The organism is Phaeobacter porticola, from assembly GCF_001888185.1.
In the GTDB taxonomy this organism is placed as follows: Bacteria; Pseudomonadota; Alphaproteobacteria; order Rhodobacterales; family Rhodobacteraceae; genus Phaeobacter; species Phaeobacter porticola.
The window spans coordinates 399,302-425,071 of record NZ_CP016364.1; the positions used below are offsets into that span (position 1 = coordinate 399,302).

A 25,770-nucleotide genomic window follows, 5' to 3' on the forward strand; every position below is an offset into this window, starting at 1 on the left:
GATTTACAAGATTTGTTCTGCCCCGGAGAAATCTCCGATACCCCAAAAGTCATTGGTGGTGGTATCGGCATAGAAGCCTTCGAAATAATCCTCGGGTTTGGCCAGCCTCAGGCTCTCATCGGTTTGACAGATCAGGTGATAATGATAGTCGATGTTGATCGCACAATAGAGCGACCTATCCACTGACCAGAGCTCTATGCACCCTTGCTGTTTGTCCAGTAGATCAAGGGCTTGTATTTTATTTGGTGATGACCCGAAGTGACCGGCACTTATCAGCCTATCTTGGCCAAGGGCCTGCGCAAAGGAACCCATTGAAAGTTCCAGAAGGGGCGATGAGCAGCCTTCATCTGGAAGGTGTATATTCTGTGTGGCGCAGATCTCCAGCATCCGGGCAGTGTCGCCAGGGTTTGCATATTTGGCAGAGATACGTTTTGATCCGGTCAGTCTCAGGGCCCGGTTGACTTGTGAGGGGGAGGAGAAGTCGCAAAGCAATGCGATCTCCGCCCAAGAAACTCCACAAGAGGCCCCCTTCAATTTGGCAGCTAGAACGGTACTGTCTGGCTGCCATTCCCCATTTTGCCAAGGCGGATGATCGGGGAGTTTTAGAAACGGGTTTAGGGCAACAAAAACGGATGTGAACTTACCGTCAAAGTGCTGCAGGTAAGGGGTGTCGTCATCGCCGGGGTAGCTGAACGGTGATTGCGCCAAATGGTTGCCCTCAATACACATATTTTTCCGAGGCTAGGACGGCGGATTTCAAAGAGCAAGTGGTCGGGAATGCTGCATTGGTTCCGCTGCGGAGCTGGGCTAAAGAGGGGGCATGGCACAGATAGAATCCCTCTTCGTAACCCGTCTCTACCGCGCAGCCCTGTCCGAGCACGGACCCAAGGTCGATGCCGGTGAACTTGAAAACTCTTGCTTCGTGATCGCCCAGGACGACGAGGCCGGCCAGGACTGGTGCGAGGAGAACGGCTATCCCGGCTATACGTCCTATGCCTCGCTCACCGATCTGCCCTGGCGTTTTCCAATCTTTGCCGATTTGGTGAAAACGCTCGATCTGCATGTCGCAGCCTTTGCCAAGGATCTGGAGCTGGACCTTGATGGGCGCGCGCTGGTGCTGGAGGATCTCTGGATCAATATCCTGCCTGAAGGCGGCACCCATGCCAGCCACATCCACCCCCATTCGGTGATTTCCGGCACCACCTATGTTTCCATGCCCGATGGTGCCTCAGCCCTGAAACTGGAAGACCCGCGCCACGCGATGATGATGGCGCACCCCCCGCGTCAGAAGGATTGCCGCCAAGAGCTGAAGACATTTGTTTACCAGACGCCCGCCGTCGGCGATGTTCTCCTGTGGGAGAGCTTCATCCGCCACGAGGTGCCCATGAACATGGCCGAAGACGAGCGAGTCTCGGTGAGCTTTAATTACCGTTGGGAGTGATCGGACGTGAAAACCGTTGATATCGTTAAATGGGTTGCAACCGCTATTCAGCTGGTTGGCTATGGAATGACCGGTCTCAATATGACGCCGTGGAACGTCTACTTTTTCTTCGCTGGTATCTTCCTGTGGTTTGCTGTTGGCGCGATGTGGAAAGATAAGGCGATCATGGTGGTGCATGTGGGTGCGTTCATCTCGCTGATGATCGGGCATCTTAACGCGCCCCAGTTTAAGGGGGGGCAGCGGATGCATCCCAAGGTGTATCACACTAGGTACGCATAATGTACGATCACGCGGCAATCGATCTTCTTGCCGGTGAACAATTCGTTCACGCCACTCACGCCCGCATAGCGCCAACGCTGAGCGAGATGATCGTCATCGTTCTCTGCGCGCCGGTGGCGCTGGTGATCTGGCTGTTCATCCATCGTGCCTTTCGCTCGGTCACCTACATCATAACCACGCGGCGCGTGTTGATTGTCGAAAAGCAAGGCATTCTCGATCAGATCTGCATTCAGGATATCCAGCGTGTTAAGGTCAGGCGGCGCGCGTTGATGATCTCCGGAAAAAGCAAACGCCTGTGGCTTGCGCGGCTGCAAAACGGGTGGCAATTTGATACGATCTTAACGCGGGTACGGGCATTGCGCTAAGCGCCGCGACCGGGTGCAAACGGTGTCGCAAACTTCTCCCTTGCTCCGACCGCCCACCTCCTGTAAGTGGACCCATCGCCTGACCCCTGTCCTGCGTGGATTTGGGGCTGGTGATTCTTTTTGCCACGTCATGCGACGTGGATGACATAACCCACCAGACCCAAGGTTACCCATCTCAGGGGCCTTCTGGTGCTAAGGACAAGGAACAAAGGCGATGAACGCCAATGATCTGCGCGACAAGACCGTGGATGAACTCCGCGATATGCTCGCATCCCTGAAGAAAGAAAGCTTTAACCTCCGCTTTCAGCAGGCAACCGGTCAGATGGAAAACACCTCCGGCATCAAAGCGGCCCGCCGCAATGCTGCCCGTGTGAAGACCATTCTGAACCAAAAAGCTGCTGCGGCAGCTGAATAAGGAGCCTGACAGATGCCCAAACGTATTCTCACAGGCACTGTGACCAGCGACGCAAACGCCCAGACTGTAACTGTCTCGGTTGAACGCCGCTTCACGCACCCTGTTCTTAAGAAAACCATCCGTAAGTCCAAGAAGTACCGGGCTCACGATGAAAAGAACGCTTTCAAGGTCGGCGATTCCGTACGCATCATCGAATGCGCGCCGAAATCGAAAACGAAACGCTGGGAAGTTCTGGAAGCCTAAGAGTCTCATCTCGAGACTCCTGGCGACTAGACTTAACAGTTAGTCGAAACCCTGGGGGAGTACGCCACGCATCGGCGCCCCAAAGGTCGGGAGAAACCACATGATCCAGATGCAAACAAACCTGGATGTTGCTGACAACTCTGGCGCTCGCCGAGTTCAGTGCATCAAGGTTCTGGGTGGTTCCAAGCGTAAGTACGCATCCGTGGGCGACATCATTGTCGTCTCGGTCAAGGAAGCCATCCCGCGCGGTCGCGTAAAAAAAGGGGACGTCCGCAAGGCCGTCGTCGTACGTACCGCCAAAGAAGTCCGTCGTGCCGATGGTACTGCGATCCGTTTTGATCGTAATGCCGCCGTCATCCTGAACAACAACAACGAGCCTGTAGGTACACGTATCTTCGGCCCGGTTGTTCGTGAACTTCGTGCGAAAAACTTCATGAAGATCATCTCGCTTGCTCCGGAGGTGCTGTAACTATGGCTGCTAAACTCCGCAAAGGCGACAAGGTCATCGTGCTTGCTGGCAAAGACAAGGGCAAAGAAGGTACCGTTACCTCCATTGATCCCAAAGCTGGCAAAGCCATCGTTGATGGTGTGAACACGGCAATCCGCCACACCCGTCAGACCCAGTCTGACCAAGGTGGCCGTCTGCCCAAAGCCCTGCCGATCCAGCTGTCGAACCTGGCCCTGCTGGACGCAAATGGCAAAGCAACACGTGTTGGCTTCCGCATGGAAGGCGACAAGAAAGTGCGCTTCGCTAAAACCACGGGGGACGTGATTGATGCTTGATTCCGCAACCTATACCCCGCGTCTGAAAGCTCTTTACAAGGACACCATCCGTGGCGCCCTGAAAGAAGAGTTCGGCTACAAGAACGAAATGATGATCCCCAAGCTGGAGAAAATCGTTTTGAACATCGGCTGTGGCCGTGCCGCCGTGAAAGACAGCAAGAAAGCCAAGTCTGCTCAGGCTGACCTGACCCTCATCGCGGGCCAGAAAGCACTGACAACCGTGGCAAAGAACTCCATTGCTGGCTTCCGCGTTCGCGAAGGCATGCCGATGGGCGCAAAAGTGACTCTGCGCGGCGAACGGATGTACGAATTCCTCGACCGTCTGACCACCATCGCGATGCCCCGTATCCGCGACTTCCGCGGCGTTCCGGGCACGTCTTTTGACGGCCGTGGCAACTATGCCATGGGTCTGAAAGAGCACATGGTCTTCCCTGAGATCGACTTCGATAAGATCGACGAACCTTGGGGTATGGACATCGTGATTGCCACCACCGCGGAAACCGACGCGGAAGCAAAGGCGCTGTTGAAAGCTTTCAACATGCCCTTCAACAGCTAAGCGCGGGAAGGAAGAGACATGGCTAAGAAAAGCATGATCGAACGCGAGAAGAAGCGCGAACGCCTGGTGGCAAAATACGCCGCAAAGCGTGCCGAGCTGAAAGAAATCGCAGCTGATGAAAGCAAGCCGATGGAAGAGCGTTTCAAAGCGCGCCTCGAACTTGCGAAACTGCCGCGTAACTCGTCGGCAACTCGTCTGCACAACCGCTGCCAGCTGACCGGCCGTCCTCACGCTTACTATCGTAAGCTGAAGATCAGCCGGATCGCGCTGCGGGAACTGGGCTCGAATGGCCAGATCCCCGGCATGGTGAAATCGAGCTGGTAAGGGAGAGACTGATATGAACGATCCTATCGGCGATATGCTCACCCGTATTCGTAACTCGCAAATGCGTGGCAAATCCACCGTCCTGACCCCGGCTTCCAAGCTGCGGGCCTGGGTTCTGGATGTGCTGAAGCAAGAGGGTTACATCCGGGGCTATGAGTCCGGGACTGATGCAAAGGGCCATCCGGCTCTGGAAATCAGCCTGAAATACTTCGACGGCGAACCTGTTATCCGTGAACTGAAGCGGGTATCCAAACCCGGTCGTCGCGTTTACATGGGCGTCAATGACATCCCGTCGGTCCGTCAGGGCCTGGGTGTGTCGATTGTCTCCACCCCCCAGGGTGTGATGTCGGACGCAAACGCACGCGCAGCCAACGTCGGCGGCGAAGTGCTCTGCACCGTCTTCTAAGGAGGCCCCACGATGTCCCGTATTGGTAAAAAACCGGTCGAACTTCCCAGCGGCGTAACTGCTTCTGTGTCCGGCCAGACCATCGAAGTCAAAGGCCCCAAGGGCGCCCGTAGCTTCACCGCGACCGACGACGTCACTCTGACTGTTGACGACAATGTCGTCAACGTGGATCCCCGCGGCAAATCCAAGCGCGCGCGCCAGCAGTGGGGCATGTCCCGCACAATGGTCGCGAACTTGGTTGCAGGCGTGACCACCGGCTTCAAAAAAGAGCTGGAGATCCAGGGTGTGGGTTACCGGGCTCAGATGCAGGGCAATGTCCTGAAGCTGAACCTGGGCTACAGCCACGATGTTGATTTCACTGTTCCGGAAGGTGTCACCATCACCGCTCCTAAGCAGACCGAAATCGTTGTCGAAGGTAATGATCAACAACTCGTCGGCGAAGTTGCGGCCAAAATCCGCGACTGGCGTCGTCCTGAGCCCTACAAAGGCAAGGGTATTCGCTACAAAGGCGAGTTTATCTTCCGCAAGGAAGGCAAGAAGAAGTAAGGACCAGCAAAATGGCAAATACGAAACGTACCCTGTTTCTGAAGCGCCGGCTGCGCGTCCGGAACAAGCTTCGCAAGGTCAACGCAGGCCGTCCGCGCCTGTCCGTACACCGCTCGAACAAGAACATCTCTGTTCAATTGATCGACGACGTACGTGGTGTGACCCTCGCTTCGGCATCGACCCTGGAAAAAGACCTGGGTCACGTTGGCAAGAACAACGTCGAAGCAGCCACCAAAGTGGGTTCGGTTATCGCCGAACGCGCAAAGGCGGCTGGCGTCTCCGAGGCCTATTTCGATCGTGGCGGCTTCCTGTTTCACGGCAAGGTGAAGGCTCTGGCCGACGCTGCGCGTGAAGGCGGCCTGAAGATCTAAATCTCATGCGGGCGGCCTTTCGGGGCCGCCCCGATGATCCGGGACCCTGGATGTGTATTCAGGGTCACCAGGATTGGAAGAATAGGCGCGTGTGCTACTACAGTGCGCCACTTTGAAAAGGATTGCCTCATGGCAGAACGTGAAAATCGCCGGGGCCGTGGTCGCCGCGAAGAAGAAACACCGGAATTTGCTGACCGTCTGGTCGCGATCAACCGGGTGTCGAAAACCGTAAAAGGTGGTAAGCGCTTTGGCTTCGCCGCTCTTGTGGTTGTTGGTGATCAGAAAGGCCGTGTCGGCTTTGGTAAAGGTAAAGCGAAAGAGGTCCCCGAGGCCATTCGTAAAGCCACCGAGCAGGCCAAGCGTCAGATGATCCGCGTGCAGCTGAAAGAAGGTCGCACCCTGCATCACGACATGCACGGCCGTCACGGCGCAGGCAAAGTTGTCATGCGTACCGCACCTGAAGGTACCGGTATCATCGCAGGTGGTCCGATGCGTGCTGTCTTCGAAATGCTCGGCGTCAAAGACGTTGTTTCGAAGTCGATCGGTTCGCAGAACCCCTACAACATGATCCGCGCCACTATGGACGGTCTGAAAAAAGAGCAGTCGCCCCGTTCGGTTGCTCAGCGTCGTGGCAAAAAGGTCGCCGACATTCTCCCTAAGCGGGATGATGCACCGGTTGCCGAAGCTGCTGAAGCGTAAGGAGACGAACTCATGGCTAAAACCATCGTTGTGAAGCAGATCGGTTCCCCGATCCGCCGCCCCGCAGACCAGCGTGCCACGCTGATCGGTCTGGGTCTGAACAAGATGCATAAAACCCGCGAGCTGGAAGATACCCCTTCCGTACGCGGCATGGTTCGCAAGATCTCCCACATGGTGGAGATCATCGAAGAGCGCGACTAAGCCTCTTTCGAGTGAACGAAAACAAAAAAGCGCCCCGATCCGTTCGGGGCGCTTTTTTCATCTGCGCTTCAATATGTTGCCTGGGTGATCCTTAGGCGTGGTGCGCAGTATAGAACGGCTCAGATTTGAGGGAGATGCCTGCAAATGGGCGCTGTTGATTGAGCCGTATTGTGGTGGCAGCTTGTCCAGAAGCATCGGGGGCTGGTTCTATCTGGGGGTGGTCCCGCCAGCTGGCGATGCGGCAGGGAGAGCTGTCGCAGGGCAAATGTGGAAACGTGTCGAAAGGCCGGTACAGATGCCGTCGATTTCTGCGCGTAAGGGCGATGAACCGTCCCCATCTCAACCTCCTGCTGTCAACATCAGCAATGAAAGCCGGGGTCTGTGATGGGTCTCAGTCTAAGCGGACGCATTATGCCAGTGAAATCGTTGGGCTTGGTTTAGTTTGCTGTCAGGGTATAGGCCCTAGGTCGTTGGTGATCGTCATAGATCAGCCAAAGTAGGTGCGGGCGTCATAGTAAGGAAGGTCGGCCGAAGTCTCGTCAGCGTCGCGGCGCTCAATTGCGGACTGGATCAGGCGTGTCGCCACTTCGGCAACCATGGGGTAAAGAACGAGAACGGCCACGACGGTGGTGGAGAAGCCGATGTAGCCGCTTGCAACTGCGGTGACGGTTGCGGTTGCCCCGATGAGTGTGCTGAAGAGTGCCATGTCTGTGTTCCTTGATGCTGATGTTTTCGTTGTTCTCAATTTGCCATTTGTCTCAAATTGCATCAACGACACGAAAGGATAGTCTGAGGTTCCAGAGGCTAGCCCCTGCATCCGTTGGGCAGCCCGGATCGCCGTTGGCGCGGTTTGATAGCTGATTTTGACATGTTTTCCGGGGGTGCCTGGTGCAACAGCCCTCATAACAGTCGCCAAAAGGGCAGCAAACGCCCGATCAGATGCCCTAAATGCGGGTCTTCCTGTGCTTTTCGGTTAGGGTCGGCTAGCGGCAGCGTTTGCCCCGAGTGTCGGTGTCCATCGCCAGACACTGCGCAGCCATGGCAGCCCGGCGCGCGTTAAGATCTGAGTCATCTCCCATGCTTGGGGTGCATAGCGGGCAGACCGACCTGTCAGTTGTTTGCGCAAACATTTAGACCTATCTCTCCCTTGTCACTGAAACAGACACATCAAGAACAACCGGAAATTCGTCCGGTCAGATACAAGGACTAACACTATGGCACATGTCATCAACACAACTCACACCGGTTTCAACCTCTTCGCCCGCCTGCGCGGTTTTGCAGAAGAGGTCAAAGACAGCTGGGACCGTCGCGCCGAATACAAGCGCACCTATGCAGAGCTGGACAGCCTCTCCAATCGTGATCTGGCGGACATTGGTATCCGCCGCTGCGACATCGCGCAGATCGCCCATGCGCAGGCCTACGGTCACTAAGCCCCGTCTTTTGCGCAAATGGTGTTTTGGGTCCAACCCAAGTTAGCCATGGCGCCAAGCTTCGGACCGGCTCTTTCTCCTCCCTCAGGGGCCGGACTGGACACGCCTCCGCTTTGCGGGGGCGTTTTTGGTTTCTGAGGTGGCGGTGCCAATAAGAGGCCCGGTGTTGGCCAGTAGCTCGCCGTTGCGACCCCAGCGCCCGCCCGCTCCATGATCCGTTCATGCGCCAGTGGCATTCTGCTCAGGATCGCGATCACTCGTCGGGCCTGACACCCCCGGCACCGATGACCAGGGCCCCGGCGTGGCAGCCGGGGAGCACGATAATATTATCCACGCACGGGAGAGATCCCGTCCCAAACACCCCGGCGGCGCCGCCACCCTTTATCGGTCGGCCACAGACGCAACGGACACCGCAACAGACCTGCGATAGCAGCAAACGACAGGGCAGAAGCCTTGGCGGGCTGGAGGTGCATTCGGATTCAGGGTAAGTATAGCTTGAGAAACGCGTCGAAGCTTTTAGAGAGCTTTATCGTGTGCAAGGAGTAACAATCCCAAAACATAACCGGAGACTCCCGACGGGATCCGCCGCGCAAAGCCTCCATGTCGAAGCAAATTTGGCTCCCGGAGCTGTCATACGCAAAAGGTAGAAGGCCTTCCGGCATACCGGCTTCACGCCACGCCAGTGCCTTTTGCGCGTCAGAGGGATGGTGGAAGTCTGCCAAGTGAGGCGCGGGCTCCGGAAGGATCAGGGTTAAAAGCGGGAACCGATTGAGCCATCTGAAATGCCGGTCATCTTTTTCACTCAGCCATTCCCAGAGTTTTATAGTCGATGAAGGCAATCCGACTTCCAGCAATTGGGATTGGTAGCTTGCAGGCAATGCAACGCCTAAATTGTCTTCGAGAGCCTCCAGGTCGCCTTTATTAATGCTCGTTGGATGAGAATCAGGGTGGCTCCAAGTCTCGTGAAATTTCTTTAAGTTGCTCATGTGTCGGTCTCAGTCAAATAACAGAAATCCTCTCTATGAATCTGCGAAAGGTCAACAGCATTCCGCGCCACCCTTGATCCCCTGCTCCATCGGGTCTATACGCCCCCGGTGGTCCTGCGGGCCACAGAATCAGAAAACCAAAAAACGCCGTGTCTGCCCTAATCCGCTTCGGGGGCACTTCCGGCAAAGGAGAAGCGATATGAAACTCAATGAACTGCGCGACAATCCAGGCGCCACCAAAAAGCGTATGCGCGTTGCCCGTGGTCCGGGTTCCGGCAAAGGTAAAATGGGTGGCCGTGGTATCAAAGGTCAGAAATCCCGTTCGGGTGTTTCGATCAATGGTTACGAAGGTGGCCAGATGCCCCTCTACCAACGTCTGCCTAAGCGCGGCTTCAACAAGCCGAACCGCAAGGCATACGCAGTTGTGAACCTGGGCCTGATCCAGAAATTCATCGACGATGGCAAGCTGGAAGCCGGTTCCATCACCGAAGATACCCTGATCTCTTCGGGTCTGGTACGCCGCAAGCTGGACGGTATCCGCGTTCTGGCAAAGGGTGAATTCACCGCCAAGGCCACGATCACTGTGACCGGTGCCTCCAAGGCCGCCGTTGACGCAGTCGCAAAGACCGGTGGCGCTCTGACCGTGGCAAACACGGCCGCAGCTGAGTAACAGCTTGTGAGCGGCGTCGATGCCGCTTACATAGTCTTCAGTTTTCCATTAACGCCGCCCGAGCCGGAAAACGGCCCTGGGCGGCGTTTTCGCAAGAAGAGACCTTTTTTATGGTATCAGCAGCAGAACAAATGGCGGCGAACACCAGCTGGGCCGCTCTTGGCAAAGCCACGGATCTGCGCAACCGCATCCTATTTACGCTCGGGCTTTTGATTGTCTACCGCCTGGGCACATATATTCCCGTTCCGGGGATCGATGCGGATGCTCTGCGCCAGTTCATGACCTCGGCAGGGCAGGGCATCGGGGGCATGGTGTCCATGTTCACCGGCGGCGCGCTTGGCCGTATGGGCATCTTTGCACTTGGCATCATGCCCTATATCTCGGCGTCGATCATTGTGCAGCTGCTGACCTCGATGGTCCCGGCTCTCGAACAGCTCAAAAAAGAGGGCGAGCAGGGCCGCAAGAAGATCAACCAATACACCCGCTACGGCACCGTGCTTCTGGCGACAGCGCAGGCTTATGGTCTGGCGGTCTCGCTCGAATCGGGGGATCTGGCGACGGATCCGGGCATGTACTTCCGCCTCGCCTGCATGATTACCCTGGTGGGGGGCACCATGTTCCTGATGTGGCTGGGCGAACAGATCACCCAGCGCGGCATTGGTAACGGTATCTCGCTGATCATCTTCGTCGGCATTATTGCCGAAGTGCCTGCCGCGATTGCCCAGTTCCTGGCTTCCGGCCGCTCTGGTGCGATCAGCCCCGCGGTGATTATTGCAGTGATCCTGATGATGATCGCCATCATCATGTTCGTGGTGTTCATGGAGCGCGCCCTGCGCAAGATCCATATCCAATACCCGCGCCGCCAGGTCGGCATGAAGGTCTATGACGGTGGCTCCAGCCATTTGCCCGTCAAGGTCAACCCGGCTGGCGTGATTCCGGCGATCTTTGCCTCATCGCTGCTGCTGTTGCCGGTAACCATCTCGACGTTCTCTGCGGGCAGCACAAGCGGGCCGATCATGTCCTGGCTGCTGGCCAATTTTGGACCCGGTCAGCCGCTCTACCTGCTGTTCTTTGTCGGTATGATCGTGTTCTTTGCCTATTTCTACACCTTCAACGTGTCCTTTAAACCCGATGAAGTTGCGACCAATCTGAAAAATCAGAATGGCTTTGTTCCTGGCATTCGTCCCGGCAAGAAAACCGCTGAATACCTGGAATATGTCGTGAACCGCGTGTTGGTGCTGGGCTCTGCCTATCTGGCGGCTGTCTGTCTGTTGCCGGAAATCCTGCGCGGTCAGCTGGCAATCCCGGTTTACTTTGGCGGTACGTCCGTGTTGATTGTGGTGTCTGTTGTGATGGACACCATTCAACAGGCACAAAGCCACCTGCTTGCGCATCAATACGAAGGTCTCATTGAAAAGAGCCAGTTGCGCGGTCGCAATAAGAAACGGACACGACGGGGACCTGCACGCCGATGAGCAATATTATTCTTCTGGGCCCGCCCGGCGCGGGCAAAGGAACACAAGCACGTTATCTGGTTGAATCACGCAATATGGTTCAATTGAGCACCGGGGACATGCTGCGCGATGCGCAGGCCTCTGGTAGCGAGATGGGCAAACGCGTTGCCGAGGTGATCGCCCGTGGCGAACTGGTCACCGACCGCATTGTCATTGGTCTCATCCGCGAAAAGATCGAAGAAGGGGCTGAGGGCGGTTTCATCTTCGACGGTTTCCCGCGCACCCTGGCGCAGGCCGATGCGCTGGCGGAGCTGCTGCGTGAGACAGGGCAGAAGCTGGACGCGGTGATCGAGATGCAGGTGGATGATTCCGCGCTGGTCGCTCGGATCACCGGTCGCTCTACCTGTGGTGACTGCGGTGAGGTCTATCACGACGAGACCAAGCCCTGGCCTGCGGATGGCAAGTGCGCCAACTGCGATGGTACCACCCAGAAGCGCCGCCCGGACGACAACGAGGAAAGCCTCCGCACCCGTCTGATGGAATATTACAAAAAGACCTCGCCGCTCATTGGCTACTACTACGCTAAGGGTAGTCTGCAGCGTCTCGACGGTCTCGCCTCCATCGAAGAGGTTCGCAAGAATCTCGGTTGGATCATGGGCGACTAAGCTGGCCCCAAATCTGCAAATATCCAAACGCCCCGTGCCCTGGCATGGGGCGTTTTCTGTCCGCATGTGGTGAAAATCACTGCAAATGGAGAGGGCAGAGGTTGACCTTGCGGGAAACTTCGGCCCCAGTCTTCCTGTCGGGTTGACCATAGTGCAATTTCCACATAGGGAACCCCATCCCTTATGGGAATCATCCCGGGTGTGCGTATTTTTTGCCGCCTGAACACCTCGAAATGCTGGACCCATGGGCGACACTGCCAAGGTCAAGCGTTGTGAAAAAAGGTTCCGGCGCTACGGAACCGCAACGAAAAGGAAAGTGACACGTGGCACGTATTGCCGGCGTAAACATCCCCACTGCAAAGCGGGTACCCATCGCCCTCACCTATATCACTGGCATTGGCACAACCTCTGCTGAAGCCATCTGCGAAGCCGTAGGCATCGACGCTACCCGTCGTGTAAACGAGCTGTCCGACGCTGAAGTTCTGGCCGTGCGTGAGCACATCGACGCCAACTTCACTGTTGAAGGCGACCTGCGTCGTGAAACTCAGATGAACATCAAGCGTTTGATGGACCTGGGTTGCTACCGCGGTCTGCGTCATCGTCGTAATCTGCCCGTTCGCGGTCAGCGTACCCACACCAACGCTCGTACTCGCAAAGGCCCTGCTAAGGCCATTGCTGGTAAGAAGAAATAAGGGAGGGTTTGATCAATGGCACGCGATAAGACTCGTACCAAGCGCAAAGAGCGCAAGAACATCGCCTCCGGCGTTGCACATGTGAACTCCTCGTTCAACAACACCAAGATCCTGATCTCGGACGTGCAAGGCAACGCGATTTCCTGGTCCTCCGCAGGCACCATGGGCTTCAAAGGGTCGCGTAAATCGACTCCTTATGCTGCTCAGATGGCTGCTGAAGATGCAGGCAAAAAAGCGCAGGAACACGGCGTTAAAACCATCGAAGTCGAAGTTCAGGGTCCCGGTTCTGGCCGTGAATCCGCACTGCGCGCCCTGGCCGCAGTGGGCTTCAATATCACCTCGATCCGTGATGTGACCCCGATGGCCCACAACGGCTGCCGTCCGCCGAAGCGCCGTCGCGTCTAAGCGATACTAATTTTTGCTGGGGCTTTGCGATTTTTGCAGGGCCCCAGTACGCCATTTGAAACCTCGGGCGTCTGTACCTTCGGACATGAGGTATAGACAGGAATGGAGGGACCGCATGATCCACAAGAATTGGGCTGAACTGATCAAGCCGACACAGCTTGACGTGAAGCCGGGCAATGATCCCGCACGCCAGGCCACAGTTGTGGCTGAACCGCTTGAGCGCGGCTTTGGTCTGACGCTGGGCAACGCGCTGCGCCGCGTTCTGATGAGCTCGCTGCAAGGTGCCGCCATCACCTCCGTGCAGATCGACAACGTCCTGCATGAATTCTCCAGCGTCGCCGGCGTTCGCGAAGATGTCACCGACATCATCCTGAACCTCAAAGGTGTGTCGCTGCGCATGGAAGTCGAGGGTCCAAAGCGGCTTTCGATCAATGCCAAAGGCCCCGCAGTTGTTACCGCCGGTGACATCTCCGAATCCGCTGGCATCGAAGTGCTGAACCGTGAGCACGTGATCTGCCACCTCGACGATGGTGCGGATCTGTTCATGGAACTGACCGTCAACACCGGCAAGGGCTATGTTTCTGCCGACAAGAACAAGCCCGAAGATGCGCCCATCGGTCTGATCCCGATCGACGCTATCTATTCGCCGGTCAAGAAGGTCTCTTATGACGTTCAGCCGACTCGCGAAGGTCAGGTTCTGGACTATGACAAGCTGACCATGAAAATCGAAACAGACGGCTCCATCACGCCTGATGACGCGGTCGCCTATGCGGCCCGTATCGTGCAGGATCAGCTGTCGATCTTCGTCAACTTCGACGAGCCGGAATCGGCCAACCGTCAGGACGATGATGATGGCCTCGAGTTCAACCCGCTTCTGCTGAAGAAAGTGGACGAGCTGGAACTGTCCGTGCGGTCTGCAAACTGCCTGAAAAACGACAACATCGTCTACATCGGCGATCTCATCCAGAAGACCGAAGCAGAAATGCTGCGCACGCCGAACTTCGGCCGCAAGTCCCTGAACGAGATCAAAGAAGTGCTGTCGGGTATGGGTCTGCACCTCGGCATGGATGTTGAGGACTGGCCACCGGACAACATCGAAGATCTGGCTAAGAAATTCGAAGACAGCTTCTAAAAGATTGGGCGGCTCACGGGCCGCCCGTAATGCCCGGGTTTGGCCGGGGACAATCGGGCATATGCCCCAAGGTGAGCCGCTGACACGCATCAGTAGCCTGACAAAGCAAAAACGCAGATCAAAGGAATATCAAAATGCGTCACGCACGTGGTTACCGCCGCCTGAACCGTACTCATGAGCACCGTAAAGCCCTGTTTTCCAACATGGCCGGCTCGCTGATCGAGCACGAACAGATCAAGACAACCCTGCCCAAAGCAAAAGAACTGCGCCCGATCATCGAAAAGATGATCACTCTGGCAAAGCGCGGCGACCTGCACGCCCGCCGTCAGGCCGCGTCCAAGCTGAAGCAGGACAAGGACGTCGCGAAACTGTTCGAGATTCTGGGCCCGCGTTACAAAGACCGTCAGGGCGGCTATGTCCGTATCCTGAAAGCCGGCTTCCGCTATGGCGACATGGCACCGATGGCAATCATCGAATTCGTTGATCGTGATCGCGATGCAAAAGGTGCTGCCGACAAGGCTCGCCTCGTCGAAGTAGAAGCTGCCGCTGACGAATAAGAGATCTCGGTTTCGACCGGACCTGACCCCCGCTCTGGCAACAGGGCGGGGGTTTTTCGTTGTCGACGCCTCGCCCGTGCACTGGAACCGCGCGATGGGTTTGCGGTTCGGGGGCGTGACAGGTTATTTTTCCCCTGAAAACCCTATCTTGTAAAAGGTCGCAGTGGTCCGCATATCTTGATCACAAGAACATCGGAGGTGTCATGTTCCGCGCAATCCTGACCGCAGTTGGCCTATTGCTGGCCACTCACAGCAGCCCCGCCATCGCAGAAACCCGCGTGCCGACGTCGCAGGCCGAAATCTCGCTGGGGTTTGCGCCTTTGGTGAAACAAGCGGCACCGGCCGTGGTGAACATCTATGCCAAGATCGTGCAGGAGCAGCGTCGCACGCCCTTCATGAACGACCCGTTCTTTGATGATTTCTTTCGCGGCCTGTCGAAGCCTCAGCGCCATGTGCAGAACTCGCTTGGCTCTGGCGTAATCCTGTCGGCGGGCGGCATCGTGGTGTCAAATTACCACGTGGTTGGCATGGCGACGGATATCCGCGTGGTGACCACGGACCGACGGGAATATGCCGCTCAGGTGGTGCTGGCGGACCGGGCCAGCGACCTTGCCATTCTGCAATTGGAAGAGGCAGAGGACCTCCCCTTTCTTGAGTTGCGTGACAGCGACGGGGTCGAGGTGGGCGAATTGGCCTTGGCCATCGGCAATCCCTTTGGTGTTGGACAAACTGTCAGCAGCGGGATCGTCTCTGGTCTTGCCCGCAGCGGTGCCGCCACGGGTGAGGGGATTGGCTATTTCATCCAGACCGACGCGCCAATCAATCCCGGCAACTCCGGTGGCGCGCTGATTGATGTGAACGGCGATCTCATTGGGATCAATACACGTATCGTGACCCGTTCAGGCGGATCTAACGGGATTGGTTTTGCCATCCCGGCCAATCTGGTGCGGGCCTTCATGCGGCAGGCCCATGACGGGGCCGAGGAATTCCAGCGCCCTTGGGCTGGCATGATGGGGCAACCGGTTGATGCGGATCTTGCCGCGTCGCTGGGGATGGACCTGCCGGAGGGGATGGTGATCTCTGAACTTCACCCCTCCAGCCCCTTTACCAAGGCCGGATTTGAGGTGGGAGATGTCATTCTGGATGTGGCGGGAGAGGCTGTGAACTCTCCGTCGGAGATGGTGTTCCGCATGTCGGTCACCGGGCTTGGCGACACGGCAGAGGTCACCCGACTGCGCACTGGTACACGCGACGTGCTGACCGTAGAGATGATGCTGGCACCGGATGAACCGCCCGCTAACCCGCTGAGCCTGGAGGACGGCAGCCCGCTGCCTGGTCTCACGGTGGCGCGGATCAATCCGCTGTCGATCCTGCGCTTCCAGCTGCCGATGTCGGCAGATGGCGTGGTGATCACCGATCCTGGTGCCTATGGCGGTCGTGTTGGTCTGCGCGCGGGCGATATCATTCTGGGTATCAACAATCAGCAGATCAGAATGCCTGCGGATGTCTCTGAGGTGCTGGCCAATGCCGGGCGTTGGATGAAGGTCGATCTCAACCGGCAAGGCCAGCGCGTATCCCTGCGCTACCGGCTCTGATCATGGCGGACCTTTTTGACAATGGTGATGTAACGCCGCAGCCGGATCCCCGGTCAGAGGTGAACCGCCCGTTGGCGGATCGTCTGCGGCCCAAGACATTGGCTGAGGTCATCGGTCAGGCGCAGGTGCTGGGGGAAGAGGCACCCTTGGGAGTGATGTTGGCATCTGGGTCTTTGTCGTCGCTGATCTTCTGGGGGCCGCCCGGTGTGGGCAAAACCACCATCGCGCGGCTTCTGGCCTGCGAAACCGATCTGCATTTTGTGCAGATCTCAGCCATCTTTACCGGCGTTCCGGACCTGAAAAAAGTGTTTGAGGCTGCCAAGATTCGCCGTCAGAACGGGCAGGGCACGCTGTTGTTCGTCGACGAGATCCACCGTTTCAACAAGGCCCAGCAGGACGGGTTCCTGCCATATATGGAAGATGGGACAATCCTGCTGGTCGGGGCCACGACTGAGAACCCGTCGTTTGAACTGAACGCCGCTGTGCTGAGCCGGGCGCAGGTGCTGGTTCTGGAACGCCTTAGTCTGGCCGATCTGGAGCGATTGACCCAACGCGCCGAGCAGGAACTGGACCGCGCCCTGCCGCTGACGCCTGACGCCCGCGATGCTGTGCAGGGGATGGCGGATGGCGACGGGCGTGCGCTGCTGAACCTGATCGAACAGATCGCCGCGTGGAAGGTGGAGACACCGCTGGGCCGCGAGGCACTGGCGACTCGTTTGATGCGGCGGGCTGCCAAATACGACAAATCCGGCGATGAGCATTACAATCTGATTTCCGCCCTGCATAAATCGGTGCGGGGATCGGACCCGGATGCCGCCCTCTACTGGTTCGCCCGAATGCTGGAGGGCGGCGAGGATCCCAGATACCTGGCCCGCCGCCTGACCCGGATGGCGGTCGAGGATATCGCGCTGGCTGATCCGCAGGCGCAGGGCATCTGCATTCAGGCCTGGGAAACCTATGAGCGTCTCGGCAGCCCGGAGGGCGAGCTGGCGCTGGCGCAGGCGGTAATATACCTCGCCCTCGCGCCGAAGACCAACGCCGGCTACATGGCTTATAAGGCGGCGCGGCGGTTGGCGAAACAGACCGGTAGTGCGCCACCGCCGAAGCATATCCTGAATGCGCCGACCAAGTTGATGAAGTCGCAGGGCTACGGCGAGGGGTATGATTACGATCACAATGCAGCAGATGGGTTTTCTGGGCAGAATTACTTCCCTGATGACGTCCCGCGTCCGGAGCTGTATCAGCCGGTGGAGCGCGGGTTCGAGCGTGAGTTGAAGCGCCGGACCGAGTATTTCGCCAACCTGCGCGCCAAGCGGAACAGTTGATCCGACTTTGCACGGGCAAAGCCGGTGCCTGCGGCGCGAGTATTTTCGGAAAGGTGACAGGGCCTGCTCCGGGGCTGCAATGCTGCCATGCTTGCGCAAAACTTGACATCCAAGCGCCAGCCGGCGACAGACCGTTGATGGTTTTTTCGGTTTTATATGTGGCCTTGGGCGGCGCGATCGGTGCTGCCTGCCGCTATCTGACCGGGCTGGGTGTTGTGCGGCTCTTTGGGGTGGGGGATTTCCCTCTGGCGATCCTGATGATCAATGTGATCGGGTCGTTCGTCATGGGTGCCTTTGTGGCTGCCGCCGCCCATAAGGGTCTGACACATCTCAGCCCTTTTGTGATGACCGGCCTTCTGGGCGGTTTCACCACGTTTTCGGCTTTCTCGCTTGAGACGGCTAATCTGATTGAGCGCGGCACGCTGGGGCAGGCGGCGCTTTATGTTCTTTTGTCTGTCGGCCTGTCGGTCGGCGGGCTATTTTTCGGCCTATGGGCCGCCAGAGGAGTGTTCGCATGAGCGGCGTACAGATGATCACCGTCAGTGAAGACGACGCAGGCCAGCGCATCGACCGGTGGCTGCGCCGCCTGTTCCCACATGTGAACCAGGGCCGCATTGAAAAGATGTGCCGCAAGGGTGAGCTGCGCCTGGATGGTGGCCGGGTCAAAGCGAGTTCTCGCGTTGAGGCAGGGCAGACCGTGCGCGTGCCACCATTGGGGGCCAGCGATCTAAAACCGGCAGCGGCGCCGACGTATCGGATTTCTGAGGCCGACGCCAAGATGATCCGCAACTGTGTCATCTATAAAGATGACGCAGTGATTGTGCTGAACAAACCCGCAGGTCTGGCGGTGCAGGGCGGCAGCGGCACCACCAAACATGTCGACGGGCTGAGCGCTGCGTTGCAGTTTGATGCCGACGAAAAACCGCGTCTGGTGCACCGGCTGGACAAGGATACATCCGGCGTGCTGGTTCTGGCGCGCACCCGGCTGGCGGCACAGTCGCTGACCGCGGCCTTCCGGCATCGCGCCACCCGCAAAATCTATTGGGCGCTGGTGGCGGGTGTCCCAACGCCCTATCTGGGCGAGATCAAATGTGGCTTGGTCAAAGCCCCGGGCCACGGCAAATCGGGTGAGGGTGAGAAGATGATTGCCATTCACACCAATGAGGTGGATTCGACCCCCGGTGCCAAGCGGTCCCATACCCAATATGCCACGCTGTTCCGTGTCGCCAGCCGCGCGTCCTGGGTTGCAATGGAACCGATCACCGGCCGCACGCATCAACTGCGCGCGCATATGGCCGAGATCGGCCATCCGATTGCGGGTGACGGCAAATATGGTGGATCCAGCCAGGAAAACCTTGGCGATGGCTGGGGCGCACAGCTGGGCGGGATCATCTCCAAGAAGCTGCACCTGCATTGCCGCCGCATGGCGTTTGAACATCCGGTGACCCGCAAACAGCTGTCGATCACAGCGCCGCTGCCCGACCACATGAAGGACAGCTGGGAGACCTTTGGCTGGTCCGAAGATCTGGCGGCAGAAGATCCGTTTGAGAGCCTGCAATAGCGAGGTCCATGACGATGAGCGGTGATCTGCGTCTGATCCTTTTTGATGTGGATGGCACGCTGGCGGACAGCGAGAGTGACATTGTTCAGTGCATGCAGGAAGCTTTCGAGGTGTATGAAAGAAAGCCCGCGAAACGGGATATTCTTTCGATAGTTGGCCTTTCATTGCCGGAGGCTGTCGCACAGTTGGCCCCTGATTTGCATCCGGAGTCGCGGGACACAGTGGTCGAGCTATACAAGGATGCGTATTACCGGGCGCGCGTTACCAAGGGCGCCGGGCATTCGCCGCTCTACCCCGGGGCGGCAGAGGTGCTGGCGGAGCTGAACGCGGTGCCTGAATATCTGCTGGGTGTGGCCACCGGCAAATCACAGCGCGGGCTGGATGCGCTGATCGAGACGCATCAGCTGCGGTGTTTCGTGACCCGGCAATGTGCCGATCACCACCCGTCAAAGCCGCATCCTTCGATGGTGCAGCGGGCGATGGCTGACACGGGCGTGACACCTGCGAATACTGTGATGATTGGCGACACCAGCTTTGACATTGATATGGGGCATGCGGCGGGGGTGCATACCATCGCTGTGGACTGGGGATTTCATCCCGCTGACCAGCTGGGTGCGGATCACATTATCGACAGCTTTGCCGATCTGGCACCGCTGTTGCAGCACATCTGGAAAGACTGACGATATGAGCGAGTGGAAACAGAAACGATTCTGGAAAGCTGTCTCGGTGGCCGAGACGGAGAACGGTTTTGCGGTGGAGCTGGATGGGCGCCGCGTGAAAACACCGGCAAAAGCGGTGCTCGCGGTTCCCAGCCGCCCAATGGCCGAGGCAATTGCCGTCGAATGGGATGCGCAAACCGAATCAGTTAACCCTAACATGATGCCCGTGACCCGGTCTGCGAACGCCGCAATTGACAAGGTGACACATCAGCACGCTGCGGTGGCCGATATGTTGGCCGATTATGGCGATTCTGACCTTTTGTGCTATCGCGCCGAGATGCCGACCGAATTGGTGTTGCGTCAATCCGAGATCTGGGATCCGGCACTCGACTGGGCAGCCGACGCACTTGGTGTCCGGCTTGAACCCCGTAGCGGCGTCCTGCATACGCCACAAGATCCGGCGGCTTTGGACCATTTACGTGGCTTAGTCCATGAAATGACACCGTTTCAGTTGGCCGCCTTTCACGATCTGGTGGCGATGTCGGGATCCCTGATCCTGGGGTTTGCCGCCACAAAGGGTTGGCGTGAGGCGTCGGAAATCTGGGATATTTCGCGTCTGGACGAGCTGTGGCAGGAACAGCAGTGGGGGCAGGACGAAGAAGCACAGGCCACCGCTGACCTGAAGCGCCGTGCGTTTTTGCACGCTAAGCGGTTCTACGATTTTTCCTGATAGCGCAATTAATTACCCAAAACGCGACGTTGCCGCAAAATTCGTTCGCGGCCACGAAAATGTTCTCTATACGGCCATCGAAATTCCTGATCCCGCACTTGACGTTTGTTGATGAATGCGACCACACTTGGTCGCGAAATGGGGAAAATCCTGTTTCAACACCTATCTCCGGCATGGCTGGTGCCGGGCAAAAAGAGCCGCCAAATAGGCGGACAATCAGGAAGAGGTAAACATGAAGAATAAGGTAATTTTGGGTGCGCTGACTATTGCTGGTCTGGCCGCCGGTGCCGCCGCTGCGGGGACGCTGGACGACGTCAAGGCGCGTGGTAAGCTGAACTGCGGTGTGACCACTGGTCTGGTCGGCTTTGCAGCGCCCAATGCCAATGGCGAATGGGAAGGTTTTGACGTTGCCGTCTGCCGCGCGGTTGCTGCGGCTGTACTGGGCGACTCGACCGCCGTTGAATTCGTGCCGACCACTGGCAAAACCCGCTTCACCGCTCTGGCCTCTGGCGAGATCGACATGCTGGCGCGCAACACCACCTGGACCTTCAGCCGCGACGTTGACCTGAAGTTCGAATTCGTCGGTGTGAACTACTACGACGGTCAGGGCTTCATGGTTCCCAAGGAACTGGGCGTGTCCTCCGCGAAGGAACTGGACGGCGCGACCGTCTGCATCCAGACCGGGACCACAACCGAGCTGAACCTGGCGGATTTCTTCCGCTCCAACAACATCAGCTATGAGCCGGTTCCGATCGAAACCAACGCTGAAGCACAGCAGCAGTACCTGGCTGGGGCCTGTGACGTCTACACCACCGACGCCTCCGGTCTGGCGGCAACCCGCGCGACCTTCGATGATCCTTCGGCGCATGTTCTGCTGCCTGAAATCATCTCCAAAGAGCCGCTGGGCCCGCTGGTTCGTCACGGCGACCACGAGTGGGGCGACGTTGTGCGCTGGAGCCTGAACGCACTGGTTGCAGCTGAAGAGCTGGGCGTGACCTCCGCCAACATCGGCGAAATGGCTGCTGGTACCGAGAATCCGGAAATCAACCGTCTGCTGGGCACCGAAGGTACCCTGGGCGAGATGCTGGGTCTGTCGGCTGACTGGGCGAAAAACGCCATCGGCGCTGGCGGCAACTACGGCGAAGTCTTTGCGAAGAACATCGGCGAAGACACTCCGATTGGTCTGGCACGCGGTCTGAACGCACAGTGGACCGAAGGCGGCCTGCTCTACGCACCGCCCTTCCGCTAAGAACGACTGAGGAAAGGGCGCAGGACCAACCTGCGCCCTTTTTTCCTACCGACCTATCCTAACAAAAACGCTTGAGGTCTGACGCGAGCAGGGAACCAACCCCGCCGATCAGTTGACCTATAAGCCACGGGGATCACTAATACATGTCAACTCTCACGGACCCACCAAAGGAGCAGTTCCGACTGTCGATGCTCCTTTATGATACCCGGTACCGTTCGGCGACCATCCAGGTCGTTGCAATGTTCGGGTTCATGCTCTTGGCCGCTTGGCTGATCAACAATGCCATCATCAACCTCAACACGCTGGGCAAGCCCGTTGCTTTTGGTTTCCTTGGCGAAACCGCAGGCTACGACATCAACCAGCGCCTGCTGGATTATTCCAACCAGGACAGCCACATGCGCGCGGCCTTTCTTGGCCTGCTGAACACGCTGGTGATTGCGGTCCTCGGTTGCATTGCTGCCACCATCATCGGCGTTGTCGTTGGCGTGCTCCGCCTGTCGTCGAACTGGCTGGTTGCCCGCATCATGACGGTCTACGTCGAGATGTTCCGCAATGTGCCGGTGCTGCTGTGGATCGTTCTGATCTTTGCCATTGTCACCGAATCGACGCCGCATCCCAAGGTCTACAAAGGCTTGGACACAGGTGCCGTCGTTGTTACCAATCGCGGCACCTATCTGCCCGAGCCGCTGTTTTCGCGCTCACTTGGGGACATTCACCTGTTTGGCAATTCCAGTCTGCGCTTTGATGTCTCCATCGATCTGATTGCGATTCTGATTGTGCTGGGACTGAGCATCTTTGCCGCGATGAAGATCCGCCAGCGGGCCGACAGCATTCAAGAGGCCACCGGCGACCGCCCAAGAACCTGGCACACCCGCGCGGCTGTGCTGATCCTGCCGATTGCAGCACTGCTGCTGGCGCTGGGGTTCCATCTTGGCTACGCCGAGCTGAAGGGCTTCAATTTCAAGGGCGGCACCCATCTACGCAACTCGTTGCTTGCTTTGTGGCTGGCGTTGTCCCTGTACACAGCCGCGTTTATCGCAGAAATCGTGCGGGCGGGTATTCTGGCGATCTCCAAAGGCCAGACCGAAGCGGCCGCCGCATTGGGTCTGCGTCCAAACAAGACCATGAATCTGGTGGTCCTGCCGCAAGCCCTGCGGGTGATCATTCCACCGCTAATTTCAAACTATCTGAACCTGACCAAAAACTCGTCGTTGGCGATTGCCGTGGGATATATGGATATCACCGGCACCCTTGGCGGTATCACGATGAACCAGACCGGGCGTGAGCTGGAATGCGTTCTGATGTTGATGCTGGTCTATCTCGCCATCAGTCTGAGTATCTCAGCGGTGATGAACTGGTACAACGAAGCCGTGAAGCTGAAGGAGCGCTGAGATGAGCGGAACACATGCACATACCGTCGCCTTTGTCCGCGACACCATGCTTCCGGAACAGGCCCCGCCGGCGTCCGAAGTTGGACCCGTTGGTTGGGTCCGTCACAATCTGTTCTCGGGTTGGCTGAACTCTGCCCTGACACTGGTCTCGCTTGGGGTGATCTACTACGTGCTTTCTGGCGTGCTACCGTGGGTCTTTCAATCCGTTTGGAACGCAGATTCGCTGAGCGAATGCCGCGAAATCATGCGCGAAAGCTGGGGTGACACTCATGGCCACGCCTGCTGGGGCGTGATCAAGGAACGCTGGAACCAGCTGTTGTTCGGCTTTTATCCGAGTGGAGCGATCGAGGGCACATCGGACCTGCGCTGGCGGCCAATCCTGGCCTTGGTGCTGCTGATGGGCGCGCTTAGCCCAATCCTGTTCTCTGATCGGGTATCTTCCAAGATGCTGATCCTGACAGCGGCCTACCCGTTCATCATGCCTTTCCTGATGTGGGGTGGCACGATCTGGGGTCCGCTGACCGCAGCAATCGGCTTTGTCATCGGTTTTTTCATCATCAAGAAAGGCGCGCTTGCCCTTGGTGAATTGGTATCGATGATCATTGGTGTGGTGGCTGCCGTGGTGTGGTGGTTCCTGTTGGCCCCCTATGTGGCTGATGGATTGTCCGCAATTCTACCCATCGGGTTGGAGCCGGTTCAGAGCCGCCAGTTTGGTGGCTTTATGCTAGCGATCTTGTTGGGGGTTGTGGCCATCGGTGTGTCGCTGCCAATCGGGGTTGTTCTTGCCTTGGGCCGCCAGTCGGATTTGATCGTTGTCAAATACCTCTGTGTTGGCTTCATTGAGTTCATCCGGGGTGTGCCATTGATCACGCTGTTGTTTGTGGCGTCCTTGCTGCTCAACGTCTTTTTGCCGCCGAATACCAATTTTGACATCATCCTGCGGGTGATGATCATGATGACTCTCTTCTCTGCCGCCTACATGGCAGAGGTGATCCGTGGGGGTCTGGCGGCCCTGCCAAGAGGCCAGTATGAAGGCGCGGACAGTCTGGGTCTGAACTACTGGCAGGCGCAGCGTCTGATCATCATGCCACAGGCCCTGAAGATCTCTATTCCGGGCATCGTGAGCACCTTCATCGGGATTTTCAAGGACACCACGCTGGTGTCGATCATCGGATTGTTTGACGTCATCGGGCTGGCCAGCGCGATCCGTGCAGACACCGCCTGGAATGGCGTCTACTGGGAACTTTTCGCGTTTATCGCAGCACTGTTCTTCGTCGTCTGCTTCTCCATGTCCCGTTATTCCATGTATCTGGAGCGCAAGCTTCAGACTGGCCACCGTTAAGGAGTTCAACATATGTCTGAACTTATGACCGACCGCGCAATCGACCGCTCCAAAATGCAGGTGAGCGACGAGGTTGCTATCGAAATCAATAATATGAACAAGTGGTACGGCTCGTTCCACGTGCTGCGTGATATCAATTTGACCGTCAATCAGGGCGAGCGGATTGTTATTGCGGGCCCGTCGGGATCCGGAAAATCCACCCTGATCCGCTGCCTGAATGCGCTGGAAGAACACCAACAGGGCAAGATTGTGGTGGATGGCACCGAACTGTCGAATGATCTCAAAAACATCGACAAAATCCGGTCCGAGGTTGGCATGGTGTTCCAGCACTTCAACCTGTTTCCACATCTGACCATTCTGGAGAACTGCACGCTGGCGCCGATCTGGGTGCGTAAAACGCCCAAGAAAGAGGCCGAAGAGCGGGCGATGCATTTCCTGGAAAAGGTGAAGATCCCCGAGCAGGCTCACAAGTATCCCGGCATGCTGTCCGGCGGTCAGCAGCAGCGTGTGGCGATTGCCCGCAGCCTGTGCATGATGCCGCGCATCATGTTGTTCGATGAACCAACATCGGCGCTGGACCCGGAAATGATCAAAGAGGTGCTCGACACCATGATCGAGCTGGCGGAAGAGGGCATGACCATGCTCTGCGTGACCCATGAGATGGGCTTTGCCCGACAGGTGGCGAACCGCGTGATCTTTATGGATGCAGGTCAGATTGTGGAGCAGAATGAGCCGGAAGAGTTTTTCAACAATCCCCAGAGCGACCGGACCAAGCTGTTCCTCAGCCAGATCCTTGGTCACTGAGGGGCACCTGCTATGACATTGGAAAGGCCGGGCATTTGCCCGGCCTTTTTGTTTTACGGCTCTGGCAGGGGGCGCTGCCTCCTGACCCCCGGAGTATTTACCGGAAAGATGACGGGGCGCGGTTGCATGGGGTCTTAGCCGTGGTGCGCGAACATCTCGCTGCTGCCATCTGGCTGGATCAACAGCGTGGTGAAGGGTTCGGTGTTGTCGCCCATCTGCATGCCGGGAGAGCCGATCGGCATGTCGGGCACGCTGAGGCCTAAGGCATCGGGGCGTTCGGCGAGAAGGCGGGTGATATCCCCTGCGGGGACGTGGCCTTCGATCACATAGCCCGCAACCGTGGCGGTATGGCAAGAGGCCAGCGCATCAGTGATGCCAAGCTGAGCCTTCATCTTCGGGCTCCATTTAGGACGGTCTCAGCCCGCTTGACGCTAAAGGAAACCAGAGAGAACAAGCGTATGGGTTCCCGCGTGGGATCGACAGGATGCCACAGG

The 25,770-nt window shown here is 57.6% G+C and carries 35 protein-coding genes and 1 pseudogene; 32 read left to right on the plus strand and 4 right to left on the minus strand.

Annotated elements, in window-relative coordinates:
* Nucleotides 1-3: 3 nt before the first annotated feature.
* A complete protein-coding gene (locus PhaeoP97_RS01920) occupies nt 4-708 on the minus strand; it encodes a hypothetical protein (protein ID WP_157891223.1) in 705 nt (234 codons plus the stop codon).
* Between the two features lie 112 nt (nt 709-820).
* Between PhaeoP97_RS01920 and PhaeoP97_RS01925 the strand changes: the two genes are divergently transcribed.
* From PhaeoP97_RS01925 to rpmD, 14 genes are all read left to right on the plus strand, one after another.
* Nucleotides 821-1,441 carry a TIGR02466 family protein gene (locus PhaeoP97_RS01925; RefSeq protein WP_072503642.1) on the plus strand — a complete coding sequence of 207 codons (621 nt, stop codon included), beginning with the start codon at nt 821-823 and terminating at the stop codon, nt 1,439-1,441.
* Nucleotides 1,442-1,447: 6 nt separating this feature from the next.
* Nucleotides 1,448-1,720, plus strand: coding sequence for a DUF6552 family protein (locus tag PhaeoP97_RS01930; RefSeq protein WP_072503643.1), 273 nt, complete (start codon nt 1,448-1,450; stop codon nt 1,718-1,720).
* Nucleotides 1,720-2,085 carry a hypothetical protein gene (locus PhaeoP97_RS01935; RefSeq protein ID WP_072503644.1) on the plus strand — a complete coding sequence of 122 codons (366 nt, stop codon included), beginning with the start codon at nt 1,720-1,722 and terminating at the stop codon, nt 2,083-2,085. The genes PhaeoP97_RS01930 and PhaeoP97_RS01935 overlap by 1 nt, the downstream gene beginning before the upstream one ends.
* A gap of 214 nt (nt 2,086-2,299) precedes the next feature.
* Nucleotides 2,300-2,500: a 50S ribosomal protein L29 gene (gene rpmC, locus PhaeoP97_RS01940; RefSeq protein WP_072503645.1), complete on the plus strand. Its 201-nt coding sequence runs from the start codon at nt 2,300-2,302 to the stop codon at nt 2,498-2,500.
* A 12-nt stretch (nt 2,501-2,512) separates the two neighbouring features.
* Complete coding sequence (gene rpsQ, locus PhaeoP97_RS01945) at nt 2,513-2,743, plus strand: 30S ribosomal protein S17 (RefSeq protein WP_024088546.1); 231 nt, start codon at nt 2,513-2,515, stop codon at nt 2,741-2,743.
* 100 nt (nt 2,744-2,843) lie between these two features.
* Nucleotides 2,844-3,212, plus strand: a complete 369-nt coding sequence (gene rplN / locus PhaeoP97_RS01950; RefSeq protein WP_008207529.1) for a 50S ribosomal protein L14 — start codon at nt 2,844-2,846, stop codon at nt 3,210-3,212.
* A gap of 2 nt (nt 3,213-3,214) precedes the next feature.
* Complete coding sequence (rplX, locus tag PhaeoP97_RS01955) at nt 3,215-3,526, plus strand: 50S ribosomal protein L24 (protein WP_072503646.1); 312 nt, start codon at nt 3,215-3,217, stop codon at nt 3,524-3,526.
* Complete coding sequence (gene rplE, locus PhaeoP97_RS01960; RefSeq protein WP_072503647.1) at nt 3,519-4,082, plus strand: 50S ribosomal protein L5; 564 nt, start codon at nt 3,519-3,521, stop codon at nt 4,080-4,082. Before rplX ends, rplE begins: the two co-directional genes overlap by 8 nt.
* Nucleotides 4,083-4,100: 18 nt before the next feature.
* Nucleotides 4,101-4,406 (plus strand): 30S ribosomal protein S14, encoded by a 306-nt coding sequence (gene rpsN / locus PhaeoP97_RS01965; protein WP_072503648.1) that lies wholly within the window; start codon nt 4,101-4,103, stop codon nt 4,404-4,406.
* A gap of 13 nt (nt 4,407-4,419) precedes the next feature.
* On the plus strand, nt 4,420-4,812 hold the full coding sequence (gene rpsH, locus PhaeoP97_RS01970) for a 30S ribosomal protein S8 (protein ID WP_072503649.1): 393 nt from the start codon (nt 4,420-4,422) through the stop codon (nt 4,810-4,812).
* A 12-nt stretch (nt 4,813-4,824) separates the two neighbouring features.
* Complete coding sequence (gene rplF, locus PhaeoP97_RS01975; RefSeq protein WP_072503650.1) at nt 4,825-5,358, plus strand: 50S ribosomal protein L6; 534 nt, start codon at nt 4,825-4,827, stop codon at nt 5,356-5,358.
* 11 nt (nt 5,359-5,369) lie between these two features.
* Entirely contained in the window at nt 5,370-5,729 is a 360-nt protein-coding gene (gene rplR, locus PhaeoP97_RS01980; RefSeq protein WP_072503651.1) for a 50S ribosomal protein L18, read from the plus strand.
* A 129-nt stretch (nt 5,730-5,858) separates the two neighbouring features.
* The gene (gene rpsE, locus PhaeoP97_RS01985; protein ID WP_072503652.1) at nt 5,859-6,428 is read left to right on the plus strand and encodes a 30S ribosomal protein S5; all 570 of its coding nucleotides are present in this window, start codon (nt 5,859-5,861) and stop codon (nt 6,426-6,428) included.
* 12 nt (nt 6,429-6,440) lie between these two features.
* The gene (rpmD, locus tag PhaeoP97_RS01990; RefSeq protein ID WP_054463225.1) at nt 6,441-6,629 is read left to right on the plus strand and encodes a 50S ribosomal protein L30; all 189 of its coding nucleotides are present in this window, start codon (nt 6,441-6,443) and stop codon (nt 6,627-6,629) included.
* Between the two features lie 487 nt (nt 6,630-7,116).
* Here rpmD and PhaeoP97_RS01995 read toward each other — a convergent pair whose 3' ends face one another.
* On the minus strand, nt 7,117-7,335 hold the full coding sequence (locus PhaeoP97_RS01995) for a hypothetical protein (RefSeq protein ID WP_072506255.1): 219 nt from the start codon (nt 7,333-7,335) through the stop codon (nt 7,117-7,119).
* Nucleotides 7,336-7,843: 508 nt separating this feature from the next.
* Between PhaeoP97_RS01995 and PhaeoP97_RS02000 the strand changes: the two genes are divergently transcribed.
* Nucleotides 7,844-8,059 (plus strand): DUF1127 domain-containing protein, encoded by a 216-nt coding sequence (locus tag PhaeoP97_RS02000; protein WP_072503653.1) that lies wholly within the window; start codon nt 7,844-7,846, stop codon nt 8,057-8,059.
* Between the two features lie 479 nt (nt 8,060-8,538).
* Here the strand turns inward: PhaeoP97_RS02000 and PhaeoP97_RS02005 are convergent, their stop codons facing one another.
* Nucleotides 8,539-9,045 carry an SMI1/KNR4 family protein gene (locus tag PhaeoP97_RS02005; RefSeq protein WP_072503654.1) on the minus strand — a complete coding sequence of 169 codons (507 nt, stop codon included), beginning with the start codon at nt 9,043-9,045 and terminating at the stop codon, nt 8,539-8,541.
* Nucleotides 9,046-9,244: 199 nt separating this feature from the next.
* On the opposite strand from PhaeoP97_RS02005, the gene rplO reads away from it, so the two are divergent.
* The 17 genes from rplO to PhaeoP97_RS02090 all read left to right on the plus strand — a co-directional run bounded on the left by rplO (nt 9,245) and on the right by PhaeoP97_RS02090 (nt 25,276).
* Complete coding sequence (gene rplO, locus PhaeoP97_RS02010; protein WP_072503655.1) at nt 9,245-9,715, plus strand: 50S ribosomal protein L15; 471 nt, start codon at nt 9,245-9,247, stop codon at nt 9,713-9,715.
* Between the two features lie 110 nt (nt 9,716-9,825).
* Nucleotides 9,826-11,190 (plus strand): preprotein translocase subunit SecY, encoded by a 1,365-nt coding sequence (gene secY, locus PhaeoP97_RS02015; RefSeq protein WP_072503656.1) that lies wholly within the window; start codon nt 9,826-9,828, stop codon nt 11,188-11,190.
* Nucleotides 11,187-11,834 (plus strand): adenylate kinase, encoded by a 648-nt coding sequence (locus PhaeoP97_RS02020; RefSeq protein ID WP_072503657.1) that lies wholly within the window; start codon nt 11,187-11,189, stop codon nt 11,832-11,834. Before secY ends, PhaeoP97_RS02020 begins: the two co-directional genes overlap by 4 nt.
* Before the next feature lie 323 nt (nt 11,835-12,157).
* Nucleotides 12,158-12,526 carry a 30S ribosomal protein S13 gene (gene rpsM, locus PhaeoP97_RS02025; protein WP_072503658.1) on the plus strand — a complete coding sequence of 123 codons (369 nt, stop codon included), beginning with the start codon at nt 12,158-12,160 and terminating at the stop codon, nt 12,524-12,526.
* A 15-nt stretch (nt 12,527-12,541) separates the two neighbouring features.
* Nucleotides 12,542-12,931, plus strand: coding sequence for a 30S ribosomal protein S11 (rpsK, locus tag PhaeoP97_RS02030; protein ID WP_072503659.1), 390 nt, complete (start codon nt 12,542-12,544; stop codon nt 12,929-12,931).
* A gap of 115 nt (nt 12,932-13,046) precedes the next feature.
* Nucleotides 13,047-14,063, plus strand: a complete 1,017-nt coding sequence (locus tag PhaeoP97_RS02035) for a DNA-directed RNA polymerase subunit alpha (RefSeq protein ID WP_014875981.1) — start codon at nt 13,047-13,049, stop codon at nt 14,061-14,063.
* Between the two features lie 134 nt (nt 14,064-14,197).
* A complete protein-coding gene (gene rplQ / locus PhaeoP97_RS02040; protein ID WP_072503660.1) occupies nt 14,198-14,620 on the plus strand; it encodes a 50S ribosomal protein L17 in 423 nt (140 codons plus the stop codon).
* Nucleotides 14,621-14,823: 203 nt separating this feature from the next.
* A complete protein-coding gene (locus PhaeoP97_RS02045; protein ID WP_072503661.1) occupies nt 14,824-16,215 on the plus strand; it encodes a trypsin-like peptidase domain-containing protein in 1,392 nt (463 codons plus the stop codon).
* A gap of 2 nt (nt 16,216-16,217) precedes the next feature.
* Entirely contained in the window at nt 16,218-17,540 is a 1,323-nt protein-coding gene (locus PhaeoP97_RS02050; RefSeq protein WP_072503662.1) for a replication-associated recombination protein A, read from the plus strand.
* A gap of 137 nt (nt 17,541-17,677) precedes the next feature.
* Entirely contained in the window at nt 17,678-18,058 is a 381-nt protein-coding gene (gene crcB / locus PhaeoP97_RS02055) for a fluoride efflux transporter CrcB (RefSeq protein WP_072503663.1), read from the plus strand.
* Nucleotides 18,055-19,101: an RluA family pseudouridine synthase gene (locus tag PhaeoP97_RS02060; protein ID WP_072503664.1), complete on the plus strand. Its 1,047-nt coding sequence runs from the start codon at nt 18,055-18,057 to the stop codon at nt 19,099-19,101. The genes crcB and PhaeoP97_RS02060 overlap by 4 nt, the downstream gene beginning before the upstream one ends.
* A 14-nt stretch (nt 19,102-19,115) precedes the next feature.
* The gene (locus tag PhaeoP97_RS02065; RefSeq protein ID WP_072503665.1) at nt 19,116-19,781 is read left to right on the plus strand and encodes an HAD-IA family hydrolase; all 666 of its coding nucleotides are present in this window, start codon (nt 19,116-19,118) and stop codon (nt 19,779-19,781) included.
* A 4-nt stretch (nt 19,782-19,785) separates the two neighbouring features.
* On the plus strand, nt 19,786-20,490 hold the full coding sequence (locus PhaeoP97_RS02070) for an ATP12 family chaperone protein (RefSeq protein ID WP_072503666.1): 705 nt from the start codon (nt 19,786-19,788) through the stop codon (nt 20,488-20,490).
* 232 nt (nt 20,491-20,722) lie between these two features.
* The gene (locus tag PhaeoP97_RS02075) at nt 20,723-21,739 is read left to right on the plus strand and encodes an amino acid ABC transporter substrate-binding protein (protein ID WP_014878929.1); all 1,017 of its coding nucleotides are present in this window, start codon (nt 20,723-20,725) and stop codon (nt 21,737-21,739) included.
* A 143-nt stretch (nt 21,740-21,882) separates the two neighbouring features.
* On the plus strand, nt 21,883-23,130 hold the full coding sequence (locus PhaeoP97_RS02080; RefSeq protein WP_072503667.1) for an amino acid ABC transporter permease: 1,248 nt from the start codon (nt 21,883-21,885) through the stop codon (nt 23,128-23,130).
* 1 nt (nt 23,131) lies between these two features.
* Nucleotides 23,132-24,472, plus strand: a complete 1,341-nt coding sequence (locus PhaeoP97_RS02085; RefSeq protein ID WP_072503668.1) for an amino acid ABC transporter permease — start codon at nt 23,132-23,134, stop codon at nt 24,470-24,472.
* A gap of 12 nt (nt 24,473-24,484) precedes the next feature.
* Nucleotides 24,485-25,276: an amino acid ABC transporter ATP-binding protein gene (locus PhaeoP97_RS02090; protein WP_072503669.1), complete on the plus strand. Its 792-nt coding sequence runs from the start codon at nt 24,485-24,487 to the stop codon at nt 25,274-25,276.
* 134 nt (nt 25,277-25,410) lie between these two features.
* Here the strand turns inward: PhaeoP97_RS02090 and PhaeoP97_RS02095 are convergent.
* Nucleotides 25,411-25,671 (minus strand): annotated as a pseudogene (locus tag PhaeoP97_RS02095) (DUF411 domain-containing protein); the annotation flags it as partial.
* Between the last annotated feature and the right edge of the window lie 99 nt (nt 25,672-25,770).